Origin of the sequence: Paraburkholderia sp. JHI2823 (assembly GCF_038900695.1) — a bacterium.
Taxonomy (GTDB): domain Bacteria; phylum Pseudomonadota; class Gammaproteobacteria; order Burkholderiales; family Burkholderiaceae; genus Paraburkholderia; species Paraburkholderia mimosarum.
In genome coordinates, this window is sequence record NZ_JAYMRY010000038.1 from 20,377 (window position 1) to 45,096 (window position 24,720).

General features: G+C 63.9%; 28 protein-coding genes. 24 read left to right on the forward strand and 4 right to left on the reverse strand.

Annotated features, from left to right (window positions below; all coding sequences use genetic code 11):
• Positions 1–40: 40 nt before the first annotated feature.
• From VSR34_RS29770 to VSR34_RS29780, 3 genes are all read right to left on the reverse strand, one after another.
• Positions 41–1,285 carry a DUF1173 family protein gene (locus VSR34_RS29770; RefSeq protein ID WP_342964256.1) on the reverse strand — a complete coding sequence of 415 codons (1,245 nt, stop codon included), beginning with the start codon at positions 1,283–1,285 and terminating at the stop codon, positions 41–43.
• Between the two features lie 51 nt (positions 1,286–1,336).
• Positions 1,337–1,534 (reverse strand): hypothetical protein, encoded by a 198-nt coding sequence (locus tag VSR34_RS29775; protein ID WP_342964257.1) that lies wholly within the window; start codon positions 1,532–1,534, stop codon positions 1,337–1,339.
• 168 nt (positions 1,535–1,702) lie between these two features.
• Entirely contained in the window at positions 1,703–2,422 is a 720-nt protein-coding gene (locus VSR34_RS29780) for a hypothetical protein (protein WP_342964258.1), read from the reverse strand.
• 363 nt (positions 2,423–2,785) lie between these two features.
• On the opposite strand from VSR34_RS29780, the gene VSR34_RS29785 reads away from it, so the two are divergent.
• The 10 genes from VSR34_RS29785 to VSR34_RS29830 all read left to right on the forward strand — a co-directional run bounded on the left by VSR34_RS29785 (position 2,786) and on the right by VSR34_RS29830 (position 11,355).
• Positions 2,786–3,808 (forward strand): N-6 DNA methylase, encoded by a 1,023-nt coding sequence (locus VSR34_RS29785; RefSeq protein ID WP_342964259.1) that lies wholly within the window; start codon positions 2,786–2,788, stop codon positions 3,806–3,808.
• A gap of 224 nt (positions 3,809–4,032) precedes the next feature.
• Positions 4,033–4,542 (forward strand): hypothetical protein, encoded by a 510-nt coding sequence (locus VSR34_RS29790; protein ID WP_342964260.1) that lies wholly within the window; start codon positions 4,033–4,035, stop codon positions 4,540–4,542.
• A gap of 322 nt (positions 4,543–4,864) precedes the next feature.
• Positions 4,865–6,550 carry a PRTRC system ParB family protein gene (locus VSR34_RS29795; RefSeq protein WP_342964261.1) on the forward strand — a complete coding sequence of 562 codons (1,686 nt, stop codon included), beginning with the start codon at positions 4,865–4,867 and terminating at the stop codon, positions 6,548–6,550.
• A gap of 85 nt (positions 6,551–6,635) precedes the next feature.
• Positions 6,636–7,103 carry a PRTRC system protein E gene (locus tag VSR34_RS29800; protein ID WP_342964262.1) on the forward strand — a complete coding sequence of 156 codons (468 nt, stop codon included), beginning with the start codon at positions 6,636–6,638 and terminating at the stop codon, positions 7,101–7,103.
• 10 nt (positions 7,104–7,113) lie between these two features.
• Positions 7,114–7,332, forward strand: coding sequence for a PRTRC system protein C (locus VSR34_RS29805; protein ID WP_028231608.1), 219 nt, complete (start codon positions 7,114–7,116; stop codon positions 7,330–7,332).
• 100 nt (positions 7,333–7,432) lie between these two features.
• Entirely contained in the window at positions 7,433–8,575 is a 1,143-nt protein-coding gene (locus VSR34_RS29810) for a PRTRC system protein F (protein ID WP_342964263.1), read from the forward strand.
• Positions 8,576–8,589: 14 nt separating this feature from the next.
• Entirely contained in the window at positions 8,590–9,318 is a 729-nt protein-coding gene (locus VSR34_RS29815) for a PRTRC system protein B (protein WP_342964264.1), read from the forward strand.
• Positions 9,315–9,950, forward strand: coding sequence for a PRTRC system protein A (locus VSR34_RS29820; RefSeq protein ID WP_342964265.1), 636 nt, complete (start codon positions 9,315–9,317; stop codon positions 9,948–9,950). The genes VSR34_RS29815 and VSR34_RS29820 overlap by 4 nt, the downstream gene beginning before the upstream one ends.
• Entirely contained in the window at positions 9,947–10,759 is an 813-nt protein-coding gene (locus VSR34_RS29825) for a PRTRC system ThiF family protein (protein ID WP_342964266.1), read from the forward strand. The genes VSR34_RS29820 and VSR34_RS29825 overlap by 4 nt, the downstream gene beginning before the upstream one ends.
• 131 nt (positions 10,760–10,890) lie before the next feature.
• Positions 10,891–11,355: a hypothetical protein gene (locus tag VSR34_RS29830; RefSeq protein WP_342964267.1), complete on the forward strand. Its 465-nt coding sequence runs from the start codon at positions 10,891–10,893 to the stop codon at positions 11,353–11,355.
• A 106-nt stretch (positions 11,356–11,461) separates the two neighbouring features.
• On the opposite strand, the gene VSR34_RS29835 is transcribed toward VSR34_RS29830, so the two are convergent.
• On the reverse strand, positions 11,462–12,163 hold the full coding sequence (locus tag VSR34_RS29835; RefSeq protein WP_342964268.1) for an A24 family peptidase: 702 nt from the start codon (positions 12,161–12,163) through the stop codon (positions 11,462–11,464).
• 326 nt (positions 12,164–12,489) lie between these two features.
• Between VSR34_RS29835 and VSR34_RS29840 the strand changes: the two genes are divergently transcribed.
• The 14 genes from VSR34_RS29840 (at position 12,490) to VSR34_RS29905 (ending at position 24,720) form a co-directional block, all read left to right on the forward strand.
• Positions 12,490–12,735 carry a hypothetical protein gene (locus VSR34_RS29840; RefSeq protein WP_342964269.1) on the forward strand — a complete coding sequence of 82 codons (246 nt, stop codon included), beginning with the start codon at positions 12,490–12,492 and terminating at the stop codon, positions 12,733–12,735.
• A 114-nt stretch (positions 12,736–12,849) separates the two neighbouring features.
• Positions 12,850–13,314, forward strand: a complete 465-nt coding sequence (locus VSR34_RS29845; RefSeq protein ID WP_342964270.1) for a hypothetical protein — start codon at positions 12,850–12,852, stop codon at positions 13,312–13,314.
• 104 nt (positions 13,315–13,418) lie between these two features.
• A complete protein-coding gene (locus VSR34_RS29850) occupies positions 13,419–13,811 on the forward strand; it encodes a hypothetical protein (RefSeq protein WP_342964271.1) in 393 nt (130 codons plus the stop codon).
• 11 nt (positions 13,812–13,822) lie between these two features.
• On the forward strand, positions 13,823–13,984 hold the full coding sequence (locus VSR34_RS29855; protein ID WP_342964272.1) for a hypothetical protein: 162 nt from the start codon (positions 13,823–13,825) through the stop codon (positions 13,982–13,984).
• An 83-nt stretch (positions 13,985–14,067) separates the two neighbouring features.
• Entirely contained in the window at positions 14,068–15,588 is a 1,521-nt protein-coding gene (locus tag VSR34_RS29860; RefSeq protein ID WP_342964273.1) for a hypothetical protein, read from the forward strand.
• A 266-nt stretch (positions 15,589–15,854) separates the two neighbouring features.
• Positions 15,855–16,079, forward strand: coding sequence for a DUF3717 domain-containing protein (locus tag VSR34_RS29865; protein ID WP_028231619.1), 225 nt, complete (start codon positions 15,855–15,857; stop codon positions 16,077–16,079).
• 126 nt (positions 16,080–16,205) lie between these two features.
• Positions 16,206–17,231, forward strand: a complete 1,026-nt coding sequence (locus VSR34_RS29870; RefSeq protein WP_342964274.1) for an ATP-binding protein — start codon at positions 16,206–16,208, stop codon at positions 17,229–17,231.
• 107 nt (positions 17,232–17,338) lie between these two features.
• Positions 17,339–18,253, forward strand: a complete 915-nt coding sequence (locus VSR34_RS29875; RefSeq protein WP_342964275.1) for a hypothetical protein — start codon at positions 17,339–17,341, stop codon at positions 18,251–18,253.
• A 7-nt stretch (positions 18,254–18,260) separates the two neighbouring features.
• Positions 18,261–19,454: a VWA-like domain-containing protein gene (locus VSR34_RS29880; protein ID WP_342964276.1), complete on the forward strand. Its 1,194-nt coding sequence runs from the start codon at positions 18,261–18,263 to the stop codon at positions 19,452–19,454.
• A 246-nt stretch (positions 19,455–19,700) separates the two neighbouring features.
• On the forward strand, positions 19,701–20,747 hold the full coding sequence (locus tag VSR34_RS29885) for an ATPase, T2SS/T4P/T4SS family (protein WP_342964277.1): 1,047 nt from the start codon (positions 19,701–19,703) through the stop codon (positions 20,745–20,747).
• A 21-nt stretch (positions 20,748–20,768) separates the two neighbouring features.
• Positions 20,769–21,155: a conjugal transfer protein TrbC gene (locus VSR34_RS29890; RefSeq protein WP_342964278.1), complete on the forward strand. Its 387-nt coding sequence runs from the start codon at positions 20,769–20,771 to the stop codon at positions 21,153–21,155.
• Positions 21,142–21,486, forward strand: coding sequence for a VirB3 family type IV secretion system protein (locus VSR34_RS29895; RefSeq protein WP_342964279.1), 345 nt, complete (start codon positions 21,142–21,144; stop codon positions 21,484–21,486). The genes VSR34_RS29890 and VSR34_RS29895 overlap by 14 nt, the downstream gene beginning before the upstream one ends.
• On the forward strand, positions 21,480–23,963 hold the full coding sequence (locus tag VSR34_RS29900) for a type IV secretion system protein VirB4 (RefSeq protein ID WP_342964280.1): 2,484 nt from the start codon (positions 21,480–21,482) through the stop codon (positions 23,961–23,963). Before VSR34_RS29895 ends, VSR34_RS29900 begins: the two co-directional genes overlap by 7 nt.
• A gap of 19 nt (positions 23,964–23,982) precedes the next feature.
• A complete protein-coding gene (locus VSR34_RS29905; protein ID WP_342964307.1) occupies positions 23,983–24,720 on the forward strand; it encodes a type VI secretion protein in 738 nt (245 codons plus the stop codon).

Sequence of the window (24,720 nt, forward strand, 5' to 3'; positions counted from 1 at the left end):
GAGCCGTGGGCGTTTTTTTTGGCCGGCTCTGGCTGAACCTTCAGTCGGCGCGCTTGACACCGACCTGTCCGCGCCGACTCGGGGCGGGCAGGCGCACGTCGGCAAGCAGTTCCCTATCGGTATTCCATACGACAGCAGGGATACGATTTGCTTCGCGCAGCGCCTGCTTTTCCAGCTTGCGTCGTTCGTAGCTCGCGAGTCCGTTCATGCCGTAGACCTCGATGTGCGTCGTGGGCCTGGTGTCCAGCAGGTAGAAGTCCGGCAGCATCACGTCGCCTTCCGCCATACTCATGGGCTTTCCAAAGATGCGGCGCTCAGCGACAAGCCGGTTGGCCATCGCGACTTCGTGCATCGAATCGCATGGCAGAAAAGCAGAGGAGCACAGCATCACGGCAAGGTCGACCGCGCGCAGATGTCCTTTCGGTGTGCGCTCAACGAGAAGGAGCGCCACGACACGGGCGTTCGCCTCGCCGATCGCGCGCCAGGCGTGTCCATACTTTTTCGCGGCCTCCTCGATGAGCGCCGTGGTCGTGAAGTAGCGTTGACTGCGCTGGCGAAGCGAGATCGATTTGCCGTACGGCGTGTCCGCCACTTCTCCGATCTCGCCGACGATCAGCGCGCGCCGCGACACAGCGCCGTCGTCGGTGATCCGGCCGACGAACGCCTCGAACTCGAAATTGATCGCATCGCGCTCAGTTTCCTCGTAACGGCGCATCACGTGCAACACATTCTGAGCGGCAACGCCGTTGATACGCGTGTCTTCGCCGAGCCCTCGGAGCAGCATGGCTTGCACCGCGCTCCATCCGCGGCTCTGGGGCGAGCCGTCCCAGGCGTTCAGCCGCCCGTTGGCCCATAGCGCCTGCAGAAAGGCAAGCAGCGGGGCCGCGCGCCGGGAAGTGCCCGGCGAGCCTGCGGTGGCACGCGGGCGAGAGCGGCGGGATGCCGCCTCGCGTTGAATGAGTGAGGCGTCCAGGCGCACGTTGAGCCCGTTGGGGCCTTCGAGAATCGCCGCGCGGCTGTCGGAGCTGCGGCCGCTGCCGTCGCCCGGCGTCTTTCGGAATTCGCACCCTTCGGCATGCATAGGACCGTCATCGGGCCAACCGGCGAGGAAATATAGAGAGCCGTACCTGCGAATCACCAGCTTACGCGGCTCGTCGGTTCGGCACAGGCAGCGCGCGTATCCGGTGGTGACTCTCGTGCGCTCGAGGCGTTGCGCGAAGCGGGCTGGATACTCCTCCAGGTCGGACAGGGCAAACCTGCTGCCATCGAAGGATACGTTGGTCATGGACGAATCTCCTTGGTCACGTTGGGGTCGTGGCGGATCAGCTGCTGCGGTTCAGGCCAGAACCTGAACGTCATCTGCGCGGCCACGCCAGAACGTGCCGTCTTCGGTGTCGAGAACGGTCACCATGCCGCGATCCAGTTCGTGTTCGATGACGACGCCGGATCGGATTCCGGCGGGGAGTGTGGGATAGAGAACACGTCGCAGGCGGAGCGACGAGGTGCCGTCATGTTGTGCGGCCGCGAAGTCCATGGCCACATGATGAGGCAGCCACCGCGGAGTCAACGGGCGAAAGAGGCGGGATTTGGCGGTCTTTCCGCGAGGCTTTGGAAAGACCGAAAAGCTCCACAAAAAGTTCAGCTTTCCGCGAAAAGCCGTGCAGGCGCCTGCACGAAGGGAGTGAAGCGGGCGCGGTGAGCGTCACGCAGCCCGCGCGCGGCGCAGCGACACGTCGCCCGCCGCCCGGGTGCCGACGATCAGACACACACGGCGGTGGAGGTCGGCACGAAAGGCACCCGATACCGAAACCGGAGCGCCAAAGGTCAAGCGCGCGCACATTACCAGCATGAAGAGCATCGCATAGATGCAGGCGACGGCGGCTGCGACCGCGTGCAGTTCCGCCGCGAGCGCGTCGACGGGAACGGAATGCGCGCTGCTCGCGGCGATGAACGCCAGGATCGCGTGCGCGAAAGCATCCGGACACACGAGACATTGCCATGCGAGCCAGATCGCCAGCAGAGCGGCGGTGATGGTTAGCGCGAGGACAGCGTGACGCCAGATCGCAGCGATGGCGGTCGAGAACTGCGTCACGTAATTACGTGCGTCATTGGCGACGACGAGCTTCATATTGGCGAAGTCCGGCTCCGGGACCTCGCCGACCTCGACGCCGTTCACCGAGATTTTGACGACGGCCTGATCGTCGGCGTCGGCGAGTTCCTTGCGAAGCTGGGCGATCCGCAAGCGTCGGATGGCTTCGAGTGCAAGTGCGGCGGCGACTGACACGGCCGCGGTCCTCGCGACGTTCGGCTGCCGCGCTCCCGCAGCGACGAACAGCCAGAAGAAGGCGAAGGAGAGTGCAGAGAGGGCGGCAACGAACGTAAGCGAGCCCGCCCACGCCCGGGGTTTTGCAAGATCCAGCATCAGTATCTCCGTTGAGCGTGGGCAGGATTGCCCGCGCGCGTCAATTGTCGGCCGCGCGAGGTGACGGTATTGGCCCAAAAGCCCGCGGATTCGGGCTTCATAGGGGGCGGCCGACTTGTTCCGCACGACGTTCTCCACAGTGTTGCCAACAGAATCTGTGGATAACGCGTCGAGGACGTCAGGCGAAAGCTGGTGCAGTTTTGCGTGCTTTGCGGACGTCGGCCCGCGTGGTTCGCGCTTACCATGGCGTCATCACCTGCGTCATCGACGCATCGACCTGCACCGGCTTTGCCGGCTTTCCTTTCTATCCCTGTGGGGCATCGCGCCCGCAGGGGCCATGCCCTTCTTACATTTGGAGTGGGCATGAGCAAGAAGAGCGCACAGCGCAAGCATGATCTGACGGCGGACGCACACCAGCGCAATGTCGTCGCCCTGTTCAATGAATTCTCGTACGGCCACCACATCAATACGGTGTTCCGCGATTTTGTTGAACTGGCGGCGCTCGCGATCAGCAACAGCGTGGATCGCGCACAGTGCGACACGCGCGAGAAGCGCTATCTGGAGATCGTCGGGAAATACAAGCCTGAAGAGGTCGCGCGCTTCCCGAGGATGCTGGGCGAGCTCACTTTGTCCTTCGAAAAGCGCGTTGAGGTGATGGTCGCGGCACGCTCTGTTGGTGCACGCGGCGGCGGATTGACCGACGTGCTCGGCGAGACATACATGATGCTCGACCTGGGCAACGACCGCAGCGGGCAGTTTTTCACGCCGTACCATGTCTCGCATCTTATGGCCTCGATGCTGGTTGGAGCTACGATCGACTCGGCGCGCTCACGCGGCTTCGAACGTGTTCACGAACCCGCGTGCGGGGCCGGGGGCATGGTCATCGCTACGGCAGAGGCGTTCCACGACGCGGGCCTCAACTACCAGCAGGCGATGCACGCAACGTGTATCGACATCGACCCCTGCTGCGTTCATATGGCCTATCTGCAACTCTCGTTGCTGCACATTCCGGCCATCGTCGTACATGGCAACGCGCTTTCGATGGAGATGTGGGGGCACTGGTTCACGCCGGCGCACGTGCTCGGCGGCTGGAGCCATCGTCTGCGTGCCCGCCGCTCGGAGGATGCCATGCGCGAATTGCTCGGTAGCGAACCCGAACCGGCATCTGACGATGCCGTACCGGCTTTCGCCGCGGTTGCTGCGCCATGCGAGTCGCCCGCGCATCTACCGGCTCTGCCTCTCGTGGTCGAAGACGGTGATGTCGCAGTGCTCGACCAACCCGAGGTGGACACGGCTGGCCTTGCGGACCTGTTCGATGAAGCGGTGACGGGTCAGCCGCGTGCACAACCGTTCCTTGAACTGATCGACCAGATGACCTTGTTCTGAACGAAGGCCCGGATACCACTCCGGGCCCTTTTTTTAAAAGCCAGCCGGTATCGTAGATCTTTCCGCGGCCTCGAAGCGCCATTGCGCGGTATCGTCTCCTCTACCATCCGCGCTTCAAGCGCATCGACCGGCCCTATATCTGGGCCCATTTCTTTCCTCTTCACCCTTCGGGAGCCCAACTCCCGACAGGGGCGGTGCTCCCTCATTCCTTTGGGAGTCACCTCATGTTTTCGAATGAATCTCTGACGTGTGGCGGGGCCAGCCAGCAAACGGTCGATGAGCCACAGCCGCAGTTCACCAGCGCGAAACTGCCTATCGATCGCGAGAGCATCCGCTCCCGGCGGCTGCTCGACATGATCGAGCAGGTCGAAGCCCTCAACGCACCGGGCAACCGGACAGTCTTCGAGATGCTGCTCGACGCCGGCGCGGATTCGGATCGCCTGCAATATCGCGATCCGAAGGATGACGGCCATGCGGTGTTCTCTGCAGCGCTGCAATTCCGCGTCGCTACAGCGAAGCTCAAGGGATTTGTTGTGCTCGAGGACGAGCCGGAAAATCGCTGCTATTGCCTGCTCGTGCAACGGGAAGGCTCTATCGGCTTCGAAGTCGTCCCGAGGCGAGTCACGATCAAGTCGCTCGCGGCAGATCTGCACAAGCTCGTCGATGACGGCGAGCGTCGCTGGAGTGACATCGCCTTCAATGTCACGCCGGTGATCATCGCGGAAACCGAATAGCGTCCTTCCGCGGTCTGATGGGCTGCACTCGCGTTTTGCCCTCTTTAGCTATCCACGAGAATTTGATGCAGAAGCGTTGAGCGCCCTGCGCATACGCCTGACCAGACGATGAACTACGGCCCGGATCGCTCCGGACCATTTTTTTTTTAAAAGCCACCCCGTATCGGCGATCTTTTCGGCATCTCGATCCGCTACCGCGCGGTATCGTCTGTTTACCTACCGCGCTTCATGCGCATCGACACCGGCCCTCGCGGCCATCTTTTTTTACCCTTCGGGAATCCTCTTCCCGTTGGGGAACGGGTTCCCCTTCTGGAGACCCGCAATGCAACAGCAACCTACCCTCAGGCTCGGCGACATCAAGCTCGGCCGCAACCCCCGTCAGTATTTCGACCCCGCGAAGATGGCGGAGATGGTCGAGTCCGTGCGTGTGCAGGGCGTGATGCAGCCGGTTATCGTGCGTCCGCTCGACGATGGCTCTCACGAGCTCGTCGCCGGGGGTCGCCGATATCGCGCTGCGATGGAAGCCCACGGCGCTGACTATCCGATGCCCGTCGTCGTCAAGCCGTTGGACGAATTCGAGGCGCGCTCGGTCGCGCTGATTGAAAACATCCAGCGCGACGATATGGCGCCGTCTGAAGAAGCCATCGCGGCGGCAGAGATTGTCGGCCTGTGCAAGGGCGACCGGGACGAGGCCGCGGCCCAGCTTGGCTGGAGTCGCCCGGTGCTCGACTCGCGTCTCGCGCTCATGAACTGCAGTGCGGCGGTGCTGGATGCGCTCAACACGCGCACCATCAAGCTCGGCCACGCCGAACTCTTCGCCGCCTTTACTAAGGAGCAGCAGGACAAGCTTCTGCCTGTCGTCGTGAAGGAAAGCCGCACGGTCGCGGATCTGAAGAAGACGCTCGAACAGGTCTCGTGCTCGTTGCCCGCTGCGATCTTCGACAAGACCGATTGCGCCGGGTGTCAGCACAATTCGGCCGCCCAGGCCGAGATGTTCGGCGAGTCGATCGGCACGGGCAGCTGTACGAACCGCGCCTGCTACAACGAGAAAACGGAAAAGCAGCTCGAAGCGACGGCCGCAGGCCTGCGCGACGAGTACCAGACCGTTCGTATCGTTCGCCCGGGCGACAACCACACGCGTATCCAGCTTGTGGCGGATGGCTCCAAGGGCGTCGGCGCCGAACAGATGAAAGCCTGCTACGCGTGCCAGAACTTTGGCGCGGCGGTCAGCGGCCTGCCTGACTCGATGGGCAAGGTCTACAAGGGCCAGTGCTTCGACACCGTCTGCAACATGAAGAAGGTGGCGGCGCGCATCAAGAGCGAGAAGGCTCCTGACACGGCTGCGGCGAAGGCCGCCTCGGCGACAGGCGCCTCCAAAGCGACCAGTGCGACGAGTGCGGCGAGCGCTGCGAAGGGCAGCAAGCCGTCCACGACGGCCAATCCCGAAGCAACCGTCGTCGCCGAGTCCGATCGCGTCAAGACGTACCGCGTCGCGCTCTGGCGCAAAGCGTTGCGTCGCGAGGTCAGCACGGACGTCGCGCTCGCGCGCCAGTACCTGATCGCGGTCGTTGCGACCGGTCAGGCACGTAGCATCGCGGCGGAACCGGTCAACACGATCTGGGAGCGCCTCATCGATGACAAGCCTTCAGTGGGTGACTTCTCGAAGGCCGCCTCGGCGGCAGGCGAGCTGGAGTCCGACGTGCAGGTCAAGCTGCTCGTGGCGCTCGTGATGTCTGCGATCCAGGGTGTGGACGTGCCGTATCTCGTCCCGATGTGCCGCCATCACAAGCTCGATCTCGCGAAGCACTGGAAACTCGACAAGGAGTTTCTGGAGCTGATCACCAAGTCCGAGATGAAGGTGGTAGCCGACGAACTGGGCCTGCGCGCCGCGATGGGCGAGGACTTCAAAAAGGTCTTCGCGAAATCGAAGGCCGAAGTCATCGACGCTCTGCTGTCCGTCGAGGGATTCGACTACAGCGGCAAGGTGCTCAAGGTCCTGAAGTTCTGATGCTGGCCGCGGCGTCTGCCGCGGCTCCTTTCTTTTTTTTTTTCGCCGCCTTCGCGCGGCGTTTTTCATTTTCGTGAGGTTCGATATGTTCCAGCAACTCGAAGCGTTCGTGCGCGAGACCGGCAAGGTCACGCTCACGCTCAAGATGGCCGGTGAGCAGATGGCGGTGGTTGTGATGCCGGGCGGCGACTCGAAAGAGACTGCCCTGCGTCAGCCGCTCGTGCTGACAGCAACGCCGGCCGCACTCGATGAGGGATTTGTCGATGCGCTACGCACGTTCGAAGGCGCGCACCGCTCCCTCGCGGAGCAGGTGAGCGCCACGACCGAGATTCTGCAGGCGGCCGAAAAGTCGCAGGCGGGCAAGGCGCAGAAGGCGTTGTCGAAGGGCTCGAAGCCGGCGCTCCCCGCGCCCGCATCGACGGCCGACGGCAACGACGAAGGCGACGAAGAGGAGCAGACGGAAGAGGGCGGCGGCAAACCGCAACCCGTTACGTCGACGGTGGCACCGGCAGCAGCCGATGCTGGCCAGACCGATCTCCTGAGCCTTCTGTGAGGGGAACGTCATGGCTATCGCAATCGCAACGCTCACCCGCGAGTTCACCTACAACGGCATGCGTCTGCCTGATCCCGGCCCGGCGTTCACGCCGGATCAGGTACGCGATCTCTACTCGGCGCAGTACCCGGAGCTGACGACCGCAACGGTCGATGGCCCCGAATATGCCGGTGAGGTGGCGTCCTTCAAGTTTGTACGCGCAGCCGGTGCCAAGGGCGGCCATGCGTAAGGAAACCCTGCTCAAGGCCCTCGCCGATCCGGCGAGCGGCTTCAACTCTCAGGAACCGCCCCGAAAGGGCGGTTTTTTTATATGACGACGAGGTTCGCCAATGCTGTTCGATCCTTCATTCGCTGATCGAACGGTCGATGCAACAGCCGGCGGGGCATGGCAACCGCCACGCGCTGCCGCTGCCCGACATCGATCTTCCGATTGTGTTCTGACGCTGCCGCAGTTCAGTCCCGATGTGCCGCGCGAGGCCACCATCCGGTGGCGCGCTGACGTGGAGCTGGAGGGAACCGTGCTCGAGCAGTTCCGGCACGGGCCCCTGCGCGCCTCTGACGTCGACGATCCGGCCAGTCCGGTCGATGCGTGCCAGCAGGCGTTCTATGCATGGGTGCAGCGGCAGATCCGTCAGCCGCTTCGCTTCATTTCGTTGGGCCTCGACCTGTGCGACACGAACGCCGTGATGGACATCATCCAGCATCAGTACGAGCACGATGAGTTCAAGCCAGGCGGCCCGCTGCATCTGGGCGTGAAGCTGGAGAACGAGTGGGTCCATGAGGTGGGTGCACTGGCCCAGCCGTTACGGGAGGCGCATCCGCTGCTTTTGAACACGCTCTTCAATCTTGTCGATCGCGTCTCGGGCAAGACCGTGCTCATCCGTACGCCTGGCTGGTTCCTCTGCGAGGCGGCCTGCCGTCACTGGGAGGGCGACGAAAGCGCGACGGACAAGGACGTCAGCCAATGGATGATGGACTTCTACGGGGACGACAAGGAGACGGTGGAGCGGTACCTGCCGTCCGTGCTCCGTCCGCAGCTATGCCCCGACGAGATCCGCACTCCCGCGAAGGTGCCGGGCCGCCGATCCCGCAATCAGGTGCTGTCGGAGAACGAGCTGCGTCGTCTGCAGACGGGTTCCACACCGCTTGTGAAACGGGTCTGCGTGGAGCTTGCGGCGCTGCACCGGCTCCTTCGGCGGGCGGGAAACCGTCCGTTGCTCGACGACGGCTATGACGCGCGGCCGATGTATTCGGGCTGCACGTTCGTGCTGGAGAACAACGAGCGGATCAGCGAGACGCTCGACGACTTCATGAACGGTGAGTACCAGGGTGGTGAAGCCACCGAGTACAGCCGCTTCCTCACATTTTCCAACCAGATACAGGGCATCCGTGCGCAGTACGCGCAATGGGGCCTTGCCCTTCAGATGCTTGGCCACCTCGATCGCCTGCTGGCGCTTGTGGTGAGCCCTTGACTAGGAGTTCTTCCATGAAAGGTGTTCATATTGGCCAGACCGGGCATGACGTTGCCCTGTCTTCGGCTCTCTTGCTGTATTCGGCACGGGATGGTTCGTGTTACGCGACGGTGCATGCCGTAGCAGCGGAGCGTCAAACCGGGCGACCGGTGATCGGTGCGGGACGGCCGTTAAGCCGCCGCGCTCTCATCGATGCATTGGTGCAACTCGATCGCAACGCAGCGCCGCGCGCCGAGTTCCTGCCGGGCAATGTGCTGGGCGTGACGTCGGCCGCGGTGACCTGGTGGACTCCACCTGCGCGTCGACGTGTCTTCTTCCAGCGCAGAAAGGTGGGCGAGCGCACCGCGGTCGTGCCGCATCCGGGCCTCGTGTTTCAGGCTGGCGCGGGCGGTTTCCGCGTCTTTGCGGTGAAGGGCGACGCGCGTCCCGAGGCGGGCACGGCACTCTTTGAGCCGCCGTACTTCAACACCTGGGACCACGGCCAGATCTGCATCGGGTCGGCCAAAGTGCCACGGCGCATTGAAGTTTCTGCCATCGACGGCTGGGAAGAGGGCTTCTTCACCTCAGCCTTCACGCACCCGAATCCCGGTGGCAAACGCGTTGAGTACAAGGACGGGTTTCACGCGTTCTGGACCGACATGCTGGACGGGAAGTTCGAGGCCTTTCCGCTCGAAGTGCTCGTCCCCATGAAGGATGCGACGGTCGGCAAGCTGGTCGCAGGTCAGATCGGAGGGGCCAAATGAATCCCGTCGATAACGTCCTGCAGGGCTCGTTCCCTTCGGTCATGGTGCCCACGCGCGAACCGGTGGCGCCGATGTCCGGTCCCGGCGAGCGCCTGCTCATCGCGTCGAACGGCGTGTTTCTCGAGATCGACCGTCCGTGGATCCGGCTGGTTCGGCGCCTTGGCTCATTCGACTGGCATACGCCGGTGCCGTATGGCCAGGCGCAGGAACTGACGGAGCTGCGGTGCGGCGCGATTCCCGCCGCGCTCGTTGTGGAGTTCGCCCGCCTCTCGCGGGCGGCACTACCCAACGAGGTGGGTGCGTGGATCGTATGGGACTCGGTGACGGGGCGCTTTCGCATCGAGCGCCTCGCATCGCTCTCGCACGGTCCGGGCCATCTGCACTATGAGCGTCCGCAATTGCGCGAGGGCGAGTGGCTTGTCGTTGACTGCCATTCGCACGGCCACGGGAAGGCGTTTTTCTCGCTGACCGATGATCGCGATGACCTGCACGACGTGAAGCTCGCGCTCGTGCTGGGCCACTGCGATCGCACGCCGTCGGTTGCCTTGCGTCTGTGTGCGAAGGGCCGCTTCGAGGTTCAGGCGGGCGCCCCGGCGCACTGGCTGTCGGCGCTGGCCGGGGAGGTCGTATGAGCACCCCGGTTCTGCATGCTACCCCCGAGCACATGACGCGGGGCGCCTGGAAAGTCGTCGTGGTCGGAGCGGGCGGGACCGGCAGCGCATTGTTGCCGTCGCTCGCGCGCCTGCATCACGCGATGGTGGAGCTTGGTCACCCCGGTGGTATCGAGTGCACGGTCTACGACGATGACACGGTAAGCGAGTTCAACGTCGGCAGGCAGGGGTTCTATCCGAACGACGTCGGCCAGTACAAGGCGACGCTGCTCGTGAACCGGCTGAACCTGCTGATGGGCACGGACTGGATTGCCGAGCCTCGACGCGTCGATTCGCAGATCAACCTGCATGCCGATCTCGTGATTGGCTGCGTCGATTCGCGACGCGCGCGCCACGCCATCGTGCAGGCCGCAAAGCGGGGCAAGTGTCGTTACTACCTCGATTGCGGCAACGAGACGGATCGCGGCCAGGTCATCCTCGGCGAATTCGGCAAGCCCCGGCACGACCGGTTGCCCCACGTGGGCGACCTGTTCCCGGACCTGCTGAATCCGAAGAACGACAAGGGCGACGATACGCCTTCATGCTCGATGGCGGACGCGCTGCGCAAGCAGTCGCTCGTCATCAATCAGGCGATTTCAGTGCAGGCGTTCAACCTGCTCTGGTCGCTGTTTCGAAACGGCGGTCTGTCGTATTCGGCTGTGTTCGTGAATCTCGCAACGGGACGCACGAATCCGGTTCCGATCGACCCCGCGGCATGGGCGCGTTTCGGTTACGAAGCGCCGCCTGCAAAGAAGCCTGCACGCCGCCGAAAGGCGACACGCAAGGGCTGACCTCATCGAGTCACCGGCCATCAGGCCAGCGCAACGCTATACGCGTGCGTGTGACTCATGTCTCCACTGCAAGGACTTCGCCCCTCACTGGGAGGGGCGGTCCTTGCGCATACCTCAAAAGGAAGTTCGTGATGTTGAAAAAACTGTTTGACCGAGATACGAAGCTGGCAGCGCACACGCTCGTGTTCATGCTGTACGGCGTCGTGCCGATGTTCGTCTTTGGCTGGCTGCTCGCCACCATCGCACGCCATCCCGAAGCCGTCGCTGCTCTGCAGGACGAATACGCGTATCGCTACACGATGTACTGGCTCGGCGGCGAGAAGTGGCTGCCGCTGCTCCTCGGTGCGACGGCGTTCGGTTCGCTCTTCTGCGGCGCCGAATACCTCGCCCGTGCAGCGCTCCGGTACGCAGAGCCGAAGTTCATGCCCGCGGTGCGCACGAAGGTGCAGGAGTGGACGCTCAAGCCGTTCGTGAGTGCGCTGGCGTTTGTCGATGGCCTGCTCATCGATGACATCCGGGCGTGCATCGCCGTTTTCATCCTGGGCGTCGTGCTCGCTTTCTGGTCGTTGCACCTGCTGAAGGTGAGCGAATCCTGAGCGCCGGCCCGCTGATGCGGTATCGGCTGTTGTCTTGACCCAAGCGCCGCCCCTTCAAACGGGCGGCGTTTTTTTGTCCGTTGTAGCTCTGCGTGCGCGGCGAGCGTCACCAGTGCCGCAGTGACGGTACGAACAGAACGAATATCCCGGCGGCCGCGAGCGACGGCCCGAACGCGATGCGCGGGAGCGTGCGCGCCCGGATCGATGCAGCATGCAACAGTCCGGTGAGGACCGCGAGCGCGGCGGCGATGAACAGGATGGCCGGCAGCGCCTGCCAGCCCAGCCACGCACCCAGCGCGGCAACGAGCTTGAAGTCGCCGTGGCCGATGCCTTCCGAACGGCTCGCGGCCGCGACGCCCCACGATAGGGTGCGAAGCCCGAGGTAGCCCGTCACTGCGCCGATGACGGCATCGTTTAGCGGCGTGACGATGGCGCCAAGATTGAGCAAGAGGCCGACCCAGAGCAGCGGAATCGTGATCAGGTCGGGCAGCAGATGGTGGCGGCGATCGATGTCCGCTGCGACAAGCAACGGGAGGCACAGCAGGCAGGCGGCAAGGGCGATCAGCGACAGCCCGGTCGTTGTGAGCGCCACGATCCCGACGCTCGCGCACGCGAGCGCACCGAGCACGCGCTCATGCCGCCGCACGGAACGTGTATGTGTGTCCTCGCCGAGCGAACGCAGGACCGTGCTGGCGATCGCTGCAGAAAGATCCGGCATGATCGCACCGAGCGCACCTGCAACGCCGGTCAGATCGGCGAGCAGCCCGATACTGGCGATCGGCGGCGTGGACTGGATAAAGCTGGGCATGGTGGGTCGTCGAGAGTTGGTGCTGAGTCCGGGGCGATACAACGACGTCGCGGTACAGCGAACATCGTGCGCGAGGTGAGCGCGGCCCCGCGAGACGAAAGCCAGGTGGTTTTCGCGATCATTCCGGTCGGCGCAGCGACCGCCGACCCGTAGACTGTCCCTATTCCCCGCGCTTTTGGCGCATCGACCTGACCACAGCGGCTTGCCGTTGTGCCTTCTGCTTGTCTCACCGGCCGGACGACTGTCCTGCCTCCATCTTTTGATCCCCCTGGGAGCCCACTCCCGGAAGGGATGCGGCTCCCCTTTTTCCTTTCAGGAGCCGCACCATGCTGAACGTTTCCGCTCAACCCGCTTTCAAGGTTTCGGAACTGAATGGTTTTTCTGAGAAGCAACGTGTCATGGCACAGGACGTTCAGGCCAGCCCACCCCAGCTTCACCCCGGTACGATTGTCTCCGTCTGGAGCGACCGCACCGCCACGGTAATCTGGGACTACGACCTGCCGTTTGATGCCGAACGCCGTCTCGTCTCGAGCGGCCACGTCGAGCTTCACGACCTGAATCGCCTGTCCTGAGGACAGCCATACGCAGACCGGTTTGTCCGGTCTGCGCCTTTCGCTTCATCCATCTCTTCCCGACAGGGCAAACGCCCCTGACGGGACGGTTGCCCGCAATTTCGTGAGGCAACCATGATCCGTACTCTCTTCTCCATCCTTCTCCTCTCCACGCTCGCCGCCTGCGCGAACATGACTGACTTCGGCTCGCCCGACGTCTACCAGCGTTCCGACGTTCAACGAACAGGTAGCCTGGAGGAAGTCACGGTGGTTCGCGTGCGCAACATCACGATCCAGACGCGGGGCGATGGCACGGGACTGGTCAGCCTCATCACAGCGGGCGCGAGTGCGTTTCTCGGTTCACAGGTGATCGGCAATGGCAACGGCCGCTACATCGCAGGCGCGATCTCGGGCGCAGGCGCAGGCGTCATCGCACAACGCGTAGGCGCTGCGCTCTCGCGCACCGCTGGCCTCGAAATCGTGGTGCGCAAGGCCAACGGTTCGATGCTCGTGATCACGCAGCCTGACGACCAGCGCTTCAAGCCGGGCGACCAGGTTCTGCTCGTCACCAGCAGCTCGGGCGTGCGCGTCACGCACTGAGGCGCTTCTTACGTTCGCCGGCGACATGCCGGCCTTCCTCTCCAGCACGGCGAGGCGTTTCCCTTTCCGGGACGCCTCGCCATTTTTTTTGTTTCGAGGTTTCCATGAATCACATTACGAAAGTACTCCATGCCGACCGCCGCAGTGCGGGCGCGGCACGCGAGACTGAAATCACACGCCGCGCCCGCGGTTTCCTGCGCCGCGTGGCAGGTGACCTGCGTCTGCGCGCGGGCGAACACGACATCACCGAGCATCCGGCCGCACAGGGTCAGGGTTGCCGCGTGAGGCTCAACACCGGGCGTCTCATCGTTGAAGTGGCAGACGCACCGGCGCGCAACAGTGTGGCCGTCTCCTTCCGCACCCGCCGTGGCCGCGCCGACCTCTCGGGCGGTGGCGAAAACGCGGTCAGTCTCGAACAGATCTCGTCCCGCGAGGGCTATGAAGCGATGCTCGGCTCACTGCGGCTCGCCAACGGGCTCGATCACGAGCGGCGCTAGGAGGGTGTCCGATGGAGATCATCGAGATAGAGATCGAGTATGCGGGCGGCCTGAAGATCTTTGATAAGGCGACGTGGAGTAAAGAGACCGGTGAGGTGCTTGTTTCGGAGCGTCTCAAGCAGATTGTGCGCGAGGTCGCTGCGGTCGTGTCGCGCCTGCTCGATATCGATTGACCTTCAACTTTTCCGTTTTTTTCTTCCCTTGCGGGGCATCGCCCCGGACGGGTGATGCTTCGCCTCACAGGAGCCTCTCATCCATGTACACGCTTTCCATTCCCGACGCCGTTCTCTCGACCCGCACTCTCGCCGGTCTCTTCAATCTGTTCCGCGACGAGCGCGTGCGGGTAACCGACACGGCCCTCATCGAGCTTCGCGGTGCGCCGGCCGACGTGAGCGTCACCCGCTACAACGGCGAACTGGCGCTTCGTCAGTCCGGCAGCGCGGAGTCGATCGTCACCACCATGCTCGAGGAGGTGCGCAGCGCCGGATTCCTCGATGACGAAGGCGCGCAGCGCGAGTCGTGGCAGATCCGCGCAGCGGACTGGGACGGCCTGTTCGAGTTCGTGGACGTGTGCCGTAAGCCGCAGCTGCTGCTCTCGACCAACCAGGTCGAGGCGGCCACTTCGCAAGCGCGCGAGCGCGGTCGCCGGTTCGAGCTTTGCGAACTCTGCATCGAGACCATGACGCGCCTTTTCAGCTTCGGCTACTGCGGTCCCGCGATTCCCGGAACCCGCGACGTCAACAGCCGCCACGAAGTGCAGGTCGCCTATGCACTGCTCGCGAACCTGCCGGTGCCCGAGGCGGTGCTCGATGACTACCGGCAAAACGCCGGAGCATTCCGCTACGGCCCGTACTGGGCGCAAACGCTCATCCGCGTGCCGGAATTGCGCGGCGCCATGCCTGGTGCCAAGCTGGAACCGGTCGTCTCCGTGATGAAGCACAACGGCAAGACGATCGACGCACAGAATGCCGACATCCTGACCATGGTCGCGCGGCTGCTGCCCGACCGCCCGAGCCACCCCGAGGTCGAGGACGTGCTGCATGCCAACGGCCTCATCGACGATCTGCCACTGCCTGCCACGTTCGACCAGCCGGTCGATGTGGGCGAACCGGTCTCGCCACTCGCGAAGCGCGTGCGCGAGCTCGTTGCCGACACCGTGCGCAAGCGTGCGATCGACTACGCCGACAGGGAGCTGGCCGCGGGCAACATCAGCCGGCGCTTGCACCGGCATCGCTGCAACATCGCGCGGCTCGAGCACGGGCGCCATACCTTCGCGTACGGCAACCGTCTCTCTCGCGCGCTGGACGAACGCAATGTCGGCTTGCTGCTCGACGTGCTGGACACCTCGGACGAGCATAACCGTTCGAGCAAGATGGCGTTCCACGAGGTCCTCGGCGCGAAGGTTCTCGGACTGCGTTCCGCCGCCCGTCGCCGCGCCGTGTTTCACCTTTGCGGCTTCAACGAAGATGAGCAGGCGCAGTGGGAGCGCGACGCGGCGCAGGCGAAGGCCGAACGCGATGCCGAGCGCGACCTGAAGGAAGCCCGCGAGGTAGCGGCCCGCGCCCGCTACATCGGACCGGGCCAAGGCGAGCTGACTGGCGTCGAGCACGTCGATCGCGCGATCAGCGAGGGCTATTGCACGATCCAGAGCTTCCGGCACGGTGCGACGCTGCGCTACGCGCTCGTGCGCGGCAACGAAAGTGCCGCTCGTCGCCCGAGCGCGAAGGACGGCACGCTCGCGTATGCGCGCGCCGTGCTGGACCGGCGCGCTGCGTGAGCCGGTATCCCAACTTCTGAAACCCGCCGACGCCCTGTGCGTCGGCTTTTTTTTGTCCGTAGAAAACGCGAGCAGCGCGAAAGCTGTATCGATTTCGCGAGCATTGCACCGCCCGGACGAGAGGCACGCGCCTAAACTGGCTTCTATCCCCCGCGTCCCTGACGCATCGACCCAGCCGGCGCAGCCGGCAATCCAACCCGCCTGACGGGGGCATCGTCCCCGAAAGGGCGTGCTCTCCTGCCAGGCTCTCCGAAAGGACCTGTGCCATGAACCCGCAACCCGCCGAGGTGCCAGTCGCGCAGCTTGAATGCGCAATCAATCACTGGCGAGAACGCCGGCCGTCTGCCGATCCCGAAAAGCCGTCGCTGTGCGCAGAAGCACGCGCACTGGCCGACGTGTATGGTCTCGCGATCTACCACGGTTGGGCGGGCGTCTCGCGCGCCTCGCTGAGCGAACAACAGCGCGCAGCGCTCGACGCAGCCCTGCTGTAAAAACGAATTACCGCGTCTCACGACGCATCGCATCGCCGCCACCGCGGCATTCTCAATGACCCCGCCTGGACAAAGCTCCCGCCGGGGAGTTTGCTCGCGCGGGGTTTCTCTTTTTCAGGAAACCTCATGCAAGTCAACGCTTCCCAACTTAATGCTCTCCTCACGGCCTTTGTCCCGCAGCGTCTGCCGGTGCTCATCACCGGGCGCCCGGGTATCGGCAAGAGCGACATCGTCGCGCAGGTTGCCGACACGCTCGAGCACGACCTGCTGATCAGCCATCCAGTCGTTGAAGACCCGACCGACTCCAAGGGCCTGCCGTTTGCGGCGACCGACGGGCAGTCGGCGCGCTTCCTGCCGTTTGGCGATCTGGAGCGTGCGCTGCAACCGCGCAAGCGCCCGCTCATCTGGTTCCTGGATGATCTCGGGCAGGCATCGCCCGCTGTTCAAGCCGCCAAGATGCAGCTGCTGCTCGCACGCCGTATCGGCGAGCACAAGCTGCCGGAGAACGTCACGTTCCTCGCGGCCACCAACCGCCGCAACGACAACGCGGGCGTGAGCGGCATCCTCGATCCGCTGATTTCACGCTTCGCGACGGTCGTGGAGCTTGAGGCGACCATCGAGGAATGGACCGCCTGGGCCGTGGCGAACGATGTGAAGCCCGAACTCATCGCGTTCCTGCGCTTTCGCCCGGATCTGCTGTCGGTCCAGAAGACCTCGCGCGACATCGAGGCCACGCCGAGTCCCCGCAGCTGGGGGTTTGTCGCAAAGACGATGGGTGTGCTGCCGAAGGAACTGGAACTCATCTCCTACGCAGGATCGGTGGGCGAGGGGCCGGCGACAGAGTTGATGGCGTTCGTGCAGATCTACCGCGAACTGCCGTCGCCCGCGGCTGTCCTCGCGGCACCCGACGTGGCGCCGATCCCCGAGAAGCCGTCGGCCCTGTATGCAATCAGCGCGGCGCTGGCCATGTACGCGAACGAAAGCAATTTCGAGCGCGTCGTGACCTACACCGAACGCCTGATCGGCTCGGGGCTCAACGAGTTCGCCGCGCTGCTGGTGACGGACGCGCTGCGCAAGACGCCTGCCATTGCGAGCACCCATGCCTTCATCAAGGCACAGGGCGGTCCCATCGGCAAGCTGATCCACGGCTAACCGTCATACCTTCCTTTCGTTGTTCCGGGTCGCGCGCAACGCGCTTCCCGCTTCGCAGTTCCCTTTCCTGATTCATCCCATTCCATACTTTTTTCTGGAGTCTCTCCATGAACATCACCGATATTCAGTCGCGCGTCATGCTCTGCTCGGTCACCATCTCGTCGTGGGTCGCACGACGCTTCGACCTGAAGGTCACCGAGGAAGTCGAAAGCCGTCACGACACGAAGGGCATCGGACGCTTCAACAAGCGCCTGCTGCCCGAGAACGCCGCAAGCTTCAAGGAAGTCGTGTCGCTGGGCGGGCGCATTCGCCGCTACTTCTACGACCACACGCTGGAATACAACCAGCTCTCCGTGCGTCTGTTGCCGACCGACATCTATATGGAATTCTCGGCGCAGATGCGAAAAATGAAGGACGAGTTCGATCTCGCCGTGCAGGTGTTCCTGACCGACTACCTGGATCTCAAGGAACAGGCCAGGCAGGAGATGAACGGCCTGTTCAACGAGGCGGACTACCCGACCCTCGCGCAGCTTGGCGAGAAGTTCGGCGTGCGCATGGCCGTGTTGCCGTTCCCGGACGCGAGTCAGTTTGGTGTCGATCTGCCCGAGGACGTGCTCACGACCTTGCGCTCCGAAATTGACCAGCACGTCATGCGCTCCATCGAGCACGCCAATCAGGACATCGTGCAGCGTCTCTACGAAGCGGTGTCCGCGATGGCCAACCGGCTGTATGCGGCGGGCAATGTGCGCATCGACGTGGCCGACAACGTGCGCGAGCTGTGCGGGCTGCTGCCGAAGCTGAATTTCAGCAACGACCCGCAGCTCAACCACATCCTGGAACAGGCGAAGCGACACCTGGCCGTGCACACCGGCAACGACCTGAAGGAATCCGAGGTGCTTCGCTCGCAGGTGGCCGCCAAGGCGACCGAGATCGAGGAACTGATGGAAGCCTTCATGGGCGGCAAGCCGCAGGCGGCAATGCCTGCGGCCGGCCATGCGCCGCATCTGCGTATCGCTGCGTGAGGTGCCCATGGATCCCCGTATCTCGAAGCAGCGTTCGGCACTGGTGCTGGACCAGCCGTTCTTCGGTTCGCTGGCACTGCGGCTGAAGGTGGTCGAGGATCCGGCCTGCAAGACGTTCTGGGTGGATGGGGAGTCGCTGGGGTACAACCCGGCGTTTCTCGCCACCCTGAACGATCTTGAATGCCGGGGCATCCTCGCACACGAGATCCTGCACGTCGCCAACGGCCACTGCTTCCGGCAGGGGCCGCGTGACGCTGACCGGTGGAACGACGCCTGCGACTATGCGATCAACCCGGTCGTGAAGCAGGCGGGTTTTCTGCTCCCATCGCCGCACCTCGACGATGTGCGCTTTCATGGCAAGTCGGCCGAGGAGATTTACGCGGTCCTCACGCAGGAGGCGAGGCAGAAGGAGAAGGAGAAGTCTGGCGGCAAGCCTGGCGCGAATGCGCCGGATGGCCAGAAGACACCCGCGGACGGCGCGAACTCTCCGTCAGCGGCTCCCGAACCCGATGCCCCGCCGTCCTGCGGCGAGGTCCGCCCCTATCCAGGCCCGGACATGCCCGTGAAGGAGGCCGAGTGGAAGGTCGCCACGCTGCAGGCCGCGAAGGCGGCAAAGATGCGTGGCGCGCTGCCCGGTAGCCTCGCGTCTCTTGTGGAGGTGGCGAGCGCGCCCTCGGTGGACTGGCGTGCGATCCTGATGCGCTTCGCGCAGCAGGTGACCAACGACGACTACAGCTGGGCGATGCCGAACCGCCGGTATCTGCATCTGGGGCTCTACCTGCCGTCGCTGCATTCGCCAGCCGTTGGAGACGCGGTGTTCGTGCGCGACAGCAGCGGTTCGGTATTCGACGAGACGCAGGCGCAGTTTGCGGCCGAGGTCATCAACGTGGCCGAGGTTGTGCGCCCCGCGCGGCTCATCGTGATGGACTGCGACACGCGCGTCAACCAGGTTCAGGTGTTCGAGCGCGGCGACCCGATCGAGCTTGCACCGGTCAAGGGCGGCGGCGGCACGTCGTTTGTCGATCCGTTTCGGCGGCTGGAAGAGGAGGGCATCAGCCCGGCATTCCTCGTCTACCTGACGGACATGGACGGCGCTTTCCCCGACGTGACGCCTTTGTATCCGGTGCTGTGGGCGTCCACCACGCCATTGAACCGGGCACGCCCCGCACCGTTTGGCGAGATGGTCGAGGTGATTGTCTGACCGTCCAATCTTCCTGCACCCGACCCGGCTCATTGAGCCGGGTTTTTTTTTGTCTGTCGCGACGTTGGCGAGACCGGAAAGCTCAACAAAAAGTGCAGCTTTCCGGGAAAAGACGTGCAGGCGCCTGCACGGCGATCCGGCGTCATGCTGGTTCCCATCGCGTCGCTGCACACGCACCAAAATGCTGACAAATATCGCGGGGCTTTTGCCGGGCCGCGTACGCAGGCGCGCCAGAACAATACAGGCATGTCCGATGCCGCAGAAAACTCCGCCCTGAAATTCAACCGCCTCGAAGAGAGCGCGGTGAGGATGTTCTTCGCCTCGCTTCGGCCGTTGCAGGAGTTTTTGGACGCGCCGGACATCGCGGAAATACTCGTCAACCATCCCAACGATATCTGGATCGAGCGCCGCGGCATGCTCACGCGCGTGCCGCTGGAACTGAATCCCTCGACGCTCTCCGGTGCGATCCATTCGCTGGCCTCGTCGGTTGAGAAGTCCGCGAAGGCGGGGACGAACCAGGGCATCCTGAACGCGGGCCACGGCAACCTGCGTATCGCCGCGGTCATGCGGCCTACCTCCATCGACGGCGACGCCCTCGCGATCCGCAAGCATCGCGACAAACACCTGTCGCTCGAGGACTACGTGCGCGCTGGCGCGTTCTCGCGGCTGCGCGCGCGCCAGGACGAAGATGTCGACTACTTCCCGCCCGGCGCCGAGAACGACGACCTGCGCCAGGCACTGCGCGACATCGTGCGCGCGAAGAAGAACATTCTCGTTGCCGGCGGCACTTCTTCGGGCAAGACCACCTTCCTCAATGCGATCGGTTCGGAGATTCCGGATGAGGATCGGGTGATCACCATCGAGGACACGAAGGAACTGAAGCTCCCGGTGCCGAACCTGCTGCGCCTGCTCTCGAACACCGACACGGGCGTGACGACGCAGATGCTTGTCGCACTGTGCCTGCGCTTTCGGCCCGACCGGATCCTCGTGGGCGAAGTGCGTGGGGGCGAAGCCTACGACTTCATCCAGGCACTGAACACGGGCCATGACGGCGGCCTCGGCTCCATCCACTCGAGCACGGCGCGCGGCGGCCTTCGGCGGCTGGAGAGCCTCGCCATGCTGGGCGTCCCGTCCGGTACGCGCTGGGACATCGGCGACCTGCGCCAGAACATCGCCAGCTGTTTTCACTACGTCGTGCACATGAAGCGCACGGGCGAGATGCGCCACCTCTCCGAAATCCTCGAAGTGCGGGGCTATGACAACGGGGATTACATCCTCAAACGCGTTTTCTAAACCACTGGAGTGGACCACCCCATGAAGCAACGCCTGACCACCATCCGACGACGTATCGCGCAGCGCGCGCACGCAGCGTTCGCGCGATTCTTCAGCCGGCACGAACTGCGCACCACGCTCGTTGCGCTCGCACTGAGCGCCGTCGCGCCGATCGCCTCGGCAAGCTCCACCGACCTGAGCGACCTGGGGTCGGCAACCGACGTGATCTGCCTCGTCTCCAACTGGATCAGCGGGCCTTGGCTTTTCGGCATTGGCCTCGTGATCATGATCGTGGCGTGTATCGCCATTGCGACCTCGGAAAGCACGATCGCCAAGGTGCTCTCCGGGGCATTCGTCGGTATCGGCTTCGCCGCCTGTGCGATTCCCGTGCTGAAGGACCACTTCAAGATCAGCTATGTCTGCACCTAAATCTGGACGTCAGCCCGTCAAGGTCAGCCGCTCGCTCTCGCTCCCGCGCCAGATCGGCGGGGCCGACCGGGTGCTCGCGCTCGCCAACGGGCTTGTCACCGTCATGCTGTGCTATTCGACCGGTTTCGACCTGGGTAGCTGCGTCGGCTTCATCGCGATGGGCATGTGCATGCATTTCTTCCTGCGCTGGATGAGCTCGCGCGATCCCTGGTGGCGCGTCGTCATGCTCGTCTACAACCGGTACCCGGACGTTCACGAGCCCTCGCCGTCGATCAGGGCATCGGCACGCTTTCGCCGGCCATACGGATTCGATCAGGACCTGCCATGCTGAAGCCCGGAAAGCGGCGCGCGCTCGCGCGCCGGCCCGTCCACGAAATCGCACCCTGGGCCACGATGGTGACGCCGGAACTCGTGCTCGACAAGGACGGGTCGCTGCTCACGTCCTTCACGTTCGAGGGCATCGACATCGATACGCCGAACGCAGGCGATATCACGGCGGCGCGCAACAACCTTGATCAGGCCTGCAAGAATTTCGACCATCGCGTCACGGCCTGGTGGCGGGTGGCCCATCGCCGGGTGAAAGGCGATATCGACGGCGAATTCGCCTCGCCGCTCGACGCGCAGCTCGATGAGATCAACCGCCGCAACGTGGGCAGCGGAAGATTCTTTCGCAACTCCCACTCGTTGTCGCTCGCCTTCACGCCCGAGACGGGCATCAACAAGTTCTTCGAGAAGGTCGGCTACCACCTGAAGGTCGGCGGCAAGTCCATGCCGCTCGCGCTCTTCGAGGCCGTGCGCGACCAGCTTCTCACACGCAATGCCTTCGTCTTCGATATCGACCAGCTCACCGCAGACATCCGGCGCTTCGAGGGCGTGCTCGATGCCTTCCGTGGCGGAGTCGGTCGGCTCAGGATGAAGCGGCTGGAATTGCAGAACGCGCTTGCCTACCTGCATCAGACGGCCAACCCCTCCGTGCCGCCGCGGCGTGTGCGCTACCCGGTCACGATGCTCGACACGCACCTGACCGAAACGTTCGTCACATATGGCGCCGAACACCTGCTGTTCGAGTCGGCGCACGGCAAACGCTTCGCGAAGGTCGTTGCGGTCAAGGAGTGGCTCGGCTTTCAGGAAGCGGCCCTCGACGTCCTGTGCGATGTCGATGCGGAACTCGACATCTGCGTGATGTTCCGGTTCCTGAGCACCAGCCGCGCGGAGCAGTTCATCAAATCGGTGCGCAAGTTCTTCAAGGCGGCGGCGTTCAATCCCTGGGCGATCGCCAAAGCGTATTTCGCCAAGGAAGAGCAAAAGAACGACAAGGATCGTGAGACGCTGGCCGACGAGGCCGAGGATGCGCTCAAACGCCTGAATGCGGAAGGGGCGCAGTTCGGCTACGCCAACATATCGGTGGTCGTGTACGGCGACACGCAGGATGAGTGCGATCAGGCAACGTCCGAGGTCGTGGGGCGCCTGAGCAACGCGGGCTTTGGACTCATCCTCGAAAAGGACAACCTGCCCGCGGCCTGGGCGAGCACCCTGCCGGGTCGCTGGGACCAGCAAAAGCGCCTGCAGTTCGTGGAAACCGCGGCGGTGTCAGACGTGGCGCCCGTGCGCGGCGTGCCCGAAGGCCCGGAAGTCAACGAGTGGCTGACGCAGCAGTTCGGTCGCAGGACGGGGCCGACGACGATCCTGCCCACGCGCCACCGCACGCTTCAGCGCGTGGTTCTCCATCATCCGAGCGGCCGCGCGCACCTGCTCGTGGTGGGGCCGAACGGTGCGGGCAAGACGATGCTGCTCAACTATCTGCTCTCGCAGATGGGGCGGCACGACGCGCGGCGCGTGCGCTTTGACAAGGAGCGCTCCACGCGCATCCCGACCGTGCTCTCGGGCGGCCACTTCATCGACGTGACCGGCCGCTACTCAGCAGCAACGCCGATCAACCCGCTTTCGCTGCTCGACGAAGAGCGCCATTACGTCTATGTCGCCAACTGGGTGCAGATGGCGATCGAGGACGACGAGGGCAACGGCTTCCGGTGCTCGCCCGCGCAGGAGCGCGAAATCTACGAGAAGGTGCAGCTGCTCGCGACCGGCTACGACCGTGAGTACTGGACGCTGTCGTACCTGACGACGCTGCTGTCGGCGGAGCTTCGCGAGCGCCTGCGGATCTGGACGAAGGGCGAAAAGAACGGCCAGTTCTTCGACCATGCGGAGGATGCGTTCGCGCTCTCGGAAAACCTCTCCATCGAGTGCGGCGACCTGTTCCAGAACCATCCCGAGGCGGCGTTCCTCTTCATGGATTACGCCTTCTACCGCGTCTCGCAGTGGCTGGACGGCAAACGCTTCACCGTCATCGAGATCGAGGAGTGCGGCTTCTACTTCCTGTATCCGCGCTTTTATGCGCGACTCGAACTGTGGGCGGTCACGATCCGGCGCCTGAACGGCATGCTCGCGCTCGCCACGCAGTCGCTCAAGCAGCTTGAGCGCGTGGCGAACTTCGAGATCCTGAAAGAACAGCTTCAGAACATCGTCTATCTCGCCAATGCTGACGCGCGCAGTAACCGCAAGCTGTACGCGGACGTGTTTGGCCTAACGGAGAGCCAGATCGACATGATCGCGGACGCCGTGCCCAACCGCGACTACCTGTGGGTGACGCCCACGCATACCCGCATGTTGCAGGCGAGCTTCGACCGCGAGACGCTCGCCGCGCTTCGCGCCGATGGCCGCGCGCAGAACGTGCTCGACCGGCATTTTGCGTCAGGCGACGAGCACTGGCGCGAGAACTACATGCGCGAGATGCTCGCGCACGACTAGGAGAGTGATCTTGAAAAAGCTGATTGCAGGTGTTCTCTGTGTTACGGCAGGCGTGTTGGGCCTCGTCCAGACAGCGTCGGCCCAGTTGACCGTGTTCGACCCGGCGAACTTCGGGCAAAACATCATTACAGCCGCCAAGGCCGTGCGTGGCGAGATTTACCAGAACACGAACATCGCCTACCAGTACCAGATGATGGCCAACCAGCTGCTGCAGGCGACGAACCTGAATCCGACGGCGATGAAGGCGCAGTACGATCAGATCACGGGCGACATCGCCAAGGTCAGCGCGTATAACAGCAACCTTCAGAGCCTCTACGGGAGCCTCACGCAGGGCAGCTCCTACATCACGCATGTGCAGAACCTGATTTCCACGTCGGGCAAGTCGCCGACCCAGTGGCTCTCGGACATGAACGCGCTCTACAAGCAGGGCGACGCAACCGCGACGAGCCTCTTTCAGATGGGCAACGACGTCAACCAGCACGTCCAGACGCTGGCCACGCGGCGCGCCGAGCTTCAGTCGCAACTGTCGATGACGCCCACCCAGGAAGCGACGGCCTCCCTAACAACGCACTATCTGGATATCGTCACCAGCCAGAACAGCGACCTGTTGCAGATGATGGCCGCAAAGACCCAGAACGACGCGCAGCAGTCCGCGATTGACAACGCGATGGCGAAGGACCGGTCGGCGGCAGCGCAGAGCTTCCAGGCGAAGCAGGACGCGGAGCGCGCCGCGCTCAACGCGCTGCCGACGAACTGA

What these genes read in the sequence shown, in the direction of transcription:
- VSR34_RS29770 (WP_342964256.1), bottom strand. Translation starts at nt 1,285, where the DNA reads ATGACCAACGTATCCTTCGATGGCAGCAGGTTTGCCCTGTCCGACCTG.
- VSR34_RS29775 (WP_342964257.1), bottom strand. Translation starts at nt 1,534, where the DNA reads ATGGACTTCGCGGCCGCACAACATGACGGCACCTCGTCGCTCCGCCTG.
- VSR34_RS29780 (WP_342964258.1), bottom strand. Translation starts at nt 2,422, where the DNA reads ATGCTGGATCTTGCAAAACCCCGGGCGTGGGCGGGCTCGCTTACGTTC.
- VSR34_RS29785 (WP_342964259.1), top strand. Translation starts at nt 2,786, where the DNA reads ATGAGCAAGAAGAGCGCACAGCGCAAGCATGATCTGACGGCGGACGCA.
- VSR34_RS29790 (WP_342964260.1), top strand. Translation starts at nt 4,033, where the DNA reads ATGTTTTCGAATGAATCTCTGACGTGTGGCGGGGCCAGCCAGCAAACG.
- VSR34_RS29795 (WP_342964261.1), top strand. Translation starts at nt 4,865, where the DNA reads ATGCAACAGCAACCTACCCTCAGGCTCGGCGACATCAAGCTCGGCCGC.
- VSR34_RS29800 (WP_342964262.1), top strand. Translation starts at nt 6,636, where the DNA reads ATGTTCCAGCAACTCGAAGCGTTCGTGCGCGAGACCGGCAAGGTCACG.
- VSR34_RS29805 (WP_028231608.1), top strand. Translation starts at nt 7,114, where the DNA reads ATGGCTATCGCAATCGCAACGCTCACCCGCGAGTTCACCTACAACGGC.
- VSR34_RS29810 (WP_342964263.1), top strand. Translation starts at nt 7,433, where the DNA reads ATGCTGTTCGATCCTTCATTCGCTGATCGAACGGTCGATGCAACAGCC.
- VSR34_RS29815 (WP_342964264.1), top strand. Translation starts at nt 8,590, where the DNA reads ATGAAAGGTGTTCATATTGGCCAGACCGGGCATGACGTTGCCCTGTCT.
- VSR34_RS29820 (WP_342964265.1), top strand. Translation starts at nt 9,315, where the DNA reads ATGAATCCCGTCGATAACGTCCTGCAGGGCTCGTTCCCTTCGGTCATG.
- VSR34_RS29825 (WP_342964266.1), top strand. Translation starts at nt 9,947, where the DNA reads ATGAGCACCCCGGTTCTGCATGCTACCCCCGAGCACATGACGCGGGGC.
- VSR34_RS29830 (WP_342964267.1), top strand. Translation starts at nt 10,891, where the DNA reads ATGTTGAAAAAACTGTTTGACCGAGATACGAAGCTGGCAGCGCACACG.
- VSR34_RS29835 (WP_342964268.1), bottom strand. Translation starts at nt 12,163, where the DNA reads ATGCCCAGCTTTATCCAGTCCACGCCGCCGATCGCCAGTATCGGGCTG.
- VSR34_RS29840 (WP_342964269.1), top strand. Translation starts at nt 12,490, where the DNA reads ATGCTGAACGTTTCCGCTCAACCCGCTTTCAAGGTTTCGGAACTGAAT.
- VSR34_RS29845 (WP_342964270.1), top strand. Translation starts at nt 12,850, where the DNA reads ATGATCCGTACTCTCTTCTCCATCCTTCTCCTCTCCACGCTCGCCGCC.
- VSR34_RS29850 (WP_342964271.1), top strand. Translation starts at nt 13,419, where the DNA reads ATGAATCACATTACGAAAGTACTCCATGCCGACCGCCGCAGTGCGGGC.
- VSR34_RS29855 (WP_342964272.1), top strand. Translation starts at nt 13,823, where the DNA reads ATGGAGATCATCGAGATAGAGATCGAGTATGCGGGCGGCCTGAAGATC.
- VSR34_RS29860 (WP_342964273.1), top strand. Translation starts at nt 14,068, where the DNA reads ATGTACACGCTTTCCATTCCCGACGCCGTTCTCTCGACCCGCACTCTC.
- VSR34_RS29865 (WP_028231619.1), top strand. Translation starts at nt 15,855, where the DNA reads ATGAACCCGCAACCCGCCGAGGTGCCAGTCGCGCAGCTTGAATGCGCA.
- VSR34_RS29870 (WP_342964274.1), top strand. Translation starts at nt 16,206, where the DNA reads ATGCAAGTCAACGCTTCCCAACTTAATGCTCTCCTCACGGCCTTTGTC.
- VSR34_RS29875 (WP_342964275.1), top strand. Translation starts at nt 17,339, where the DNA reads ATGAACATCACCGATATTCAGTCGCGCGTCATGCTCTGCTCGGTCACC.
- VSR34_RS29880 (WP_342964276.1), top strand. Translation starts at nt 18,261, where the DNA reads ATGGATCCCCGTATCTCGAAGCAGCGTTCGGCACTGGTGCTGGACCAG.
- VSR34_RS29885 (WP_342964277.1), top strand. Translation starts at nt 19,701, where the DNA reads ATGTCCGATGCCGCAGAAAACTCCGCCCTGAAATTCAACCGCCTCGAA.
- VSR34_RS29890 (WP_342964278.1), top strand. Translation starts at nt 20,769, where the DNA reads ATGAAGCAACGCCTGACCACCATCCGACGACGTATCGCGCAGCGCGCG.
- VSR34_RS29895 (WP_342964279.1), top strand. Translation starts at nt 21,142, where the DNA reads ATGTCTGCACCTAAATCTGGACGTCAGCCCGTCAAGGTCAGCCGCTCG.
- VSR34_RS29900 (WP_342964280.1), top strand. Translation starts at nt 21,480, where the DNA reads ATGCTGAAGCCCGGAAAGCGGCGCGCGCTCGCGCGCCGGCCCGTCCAC.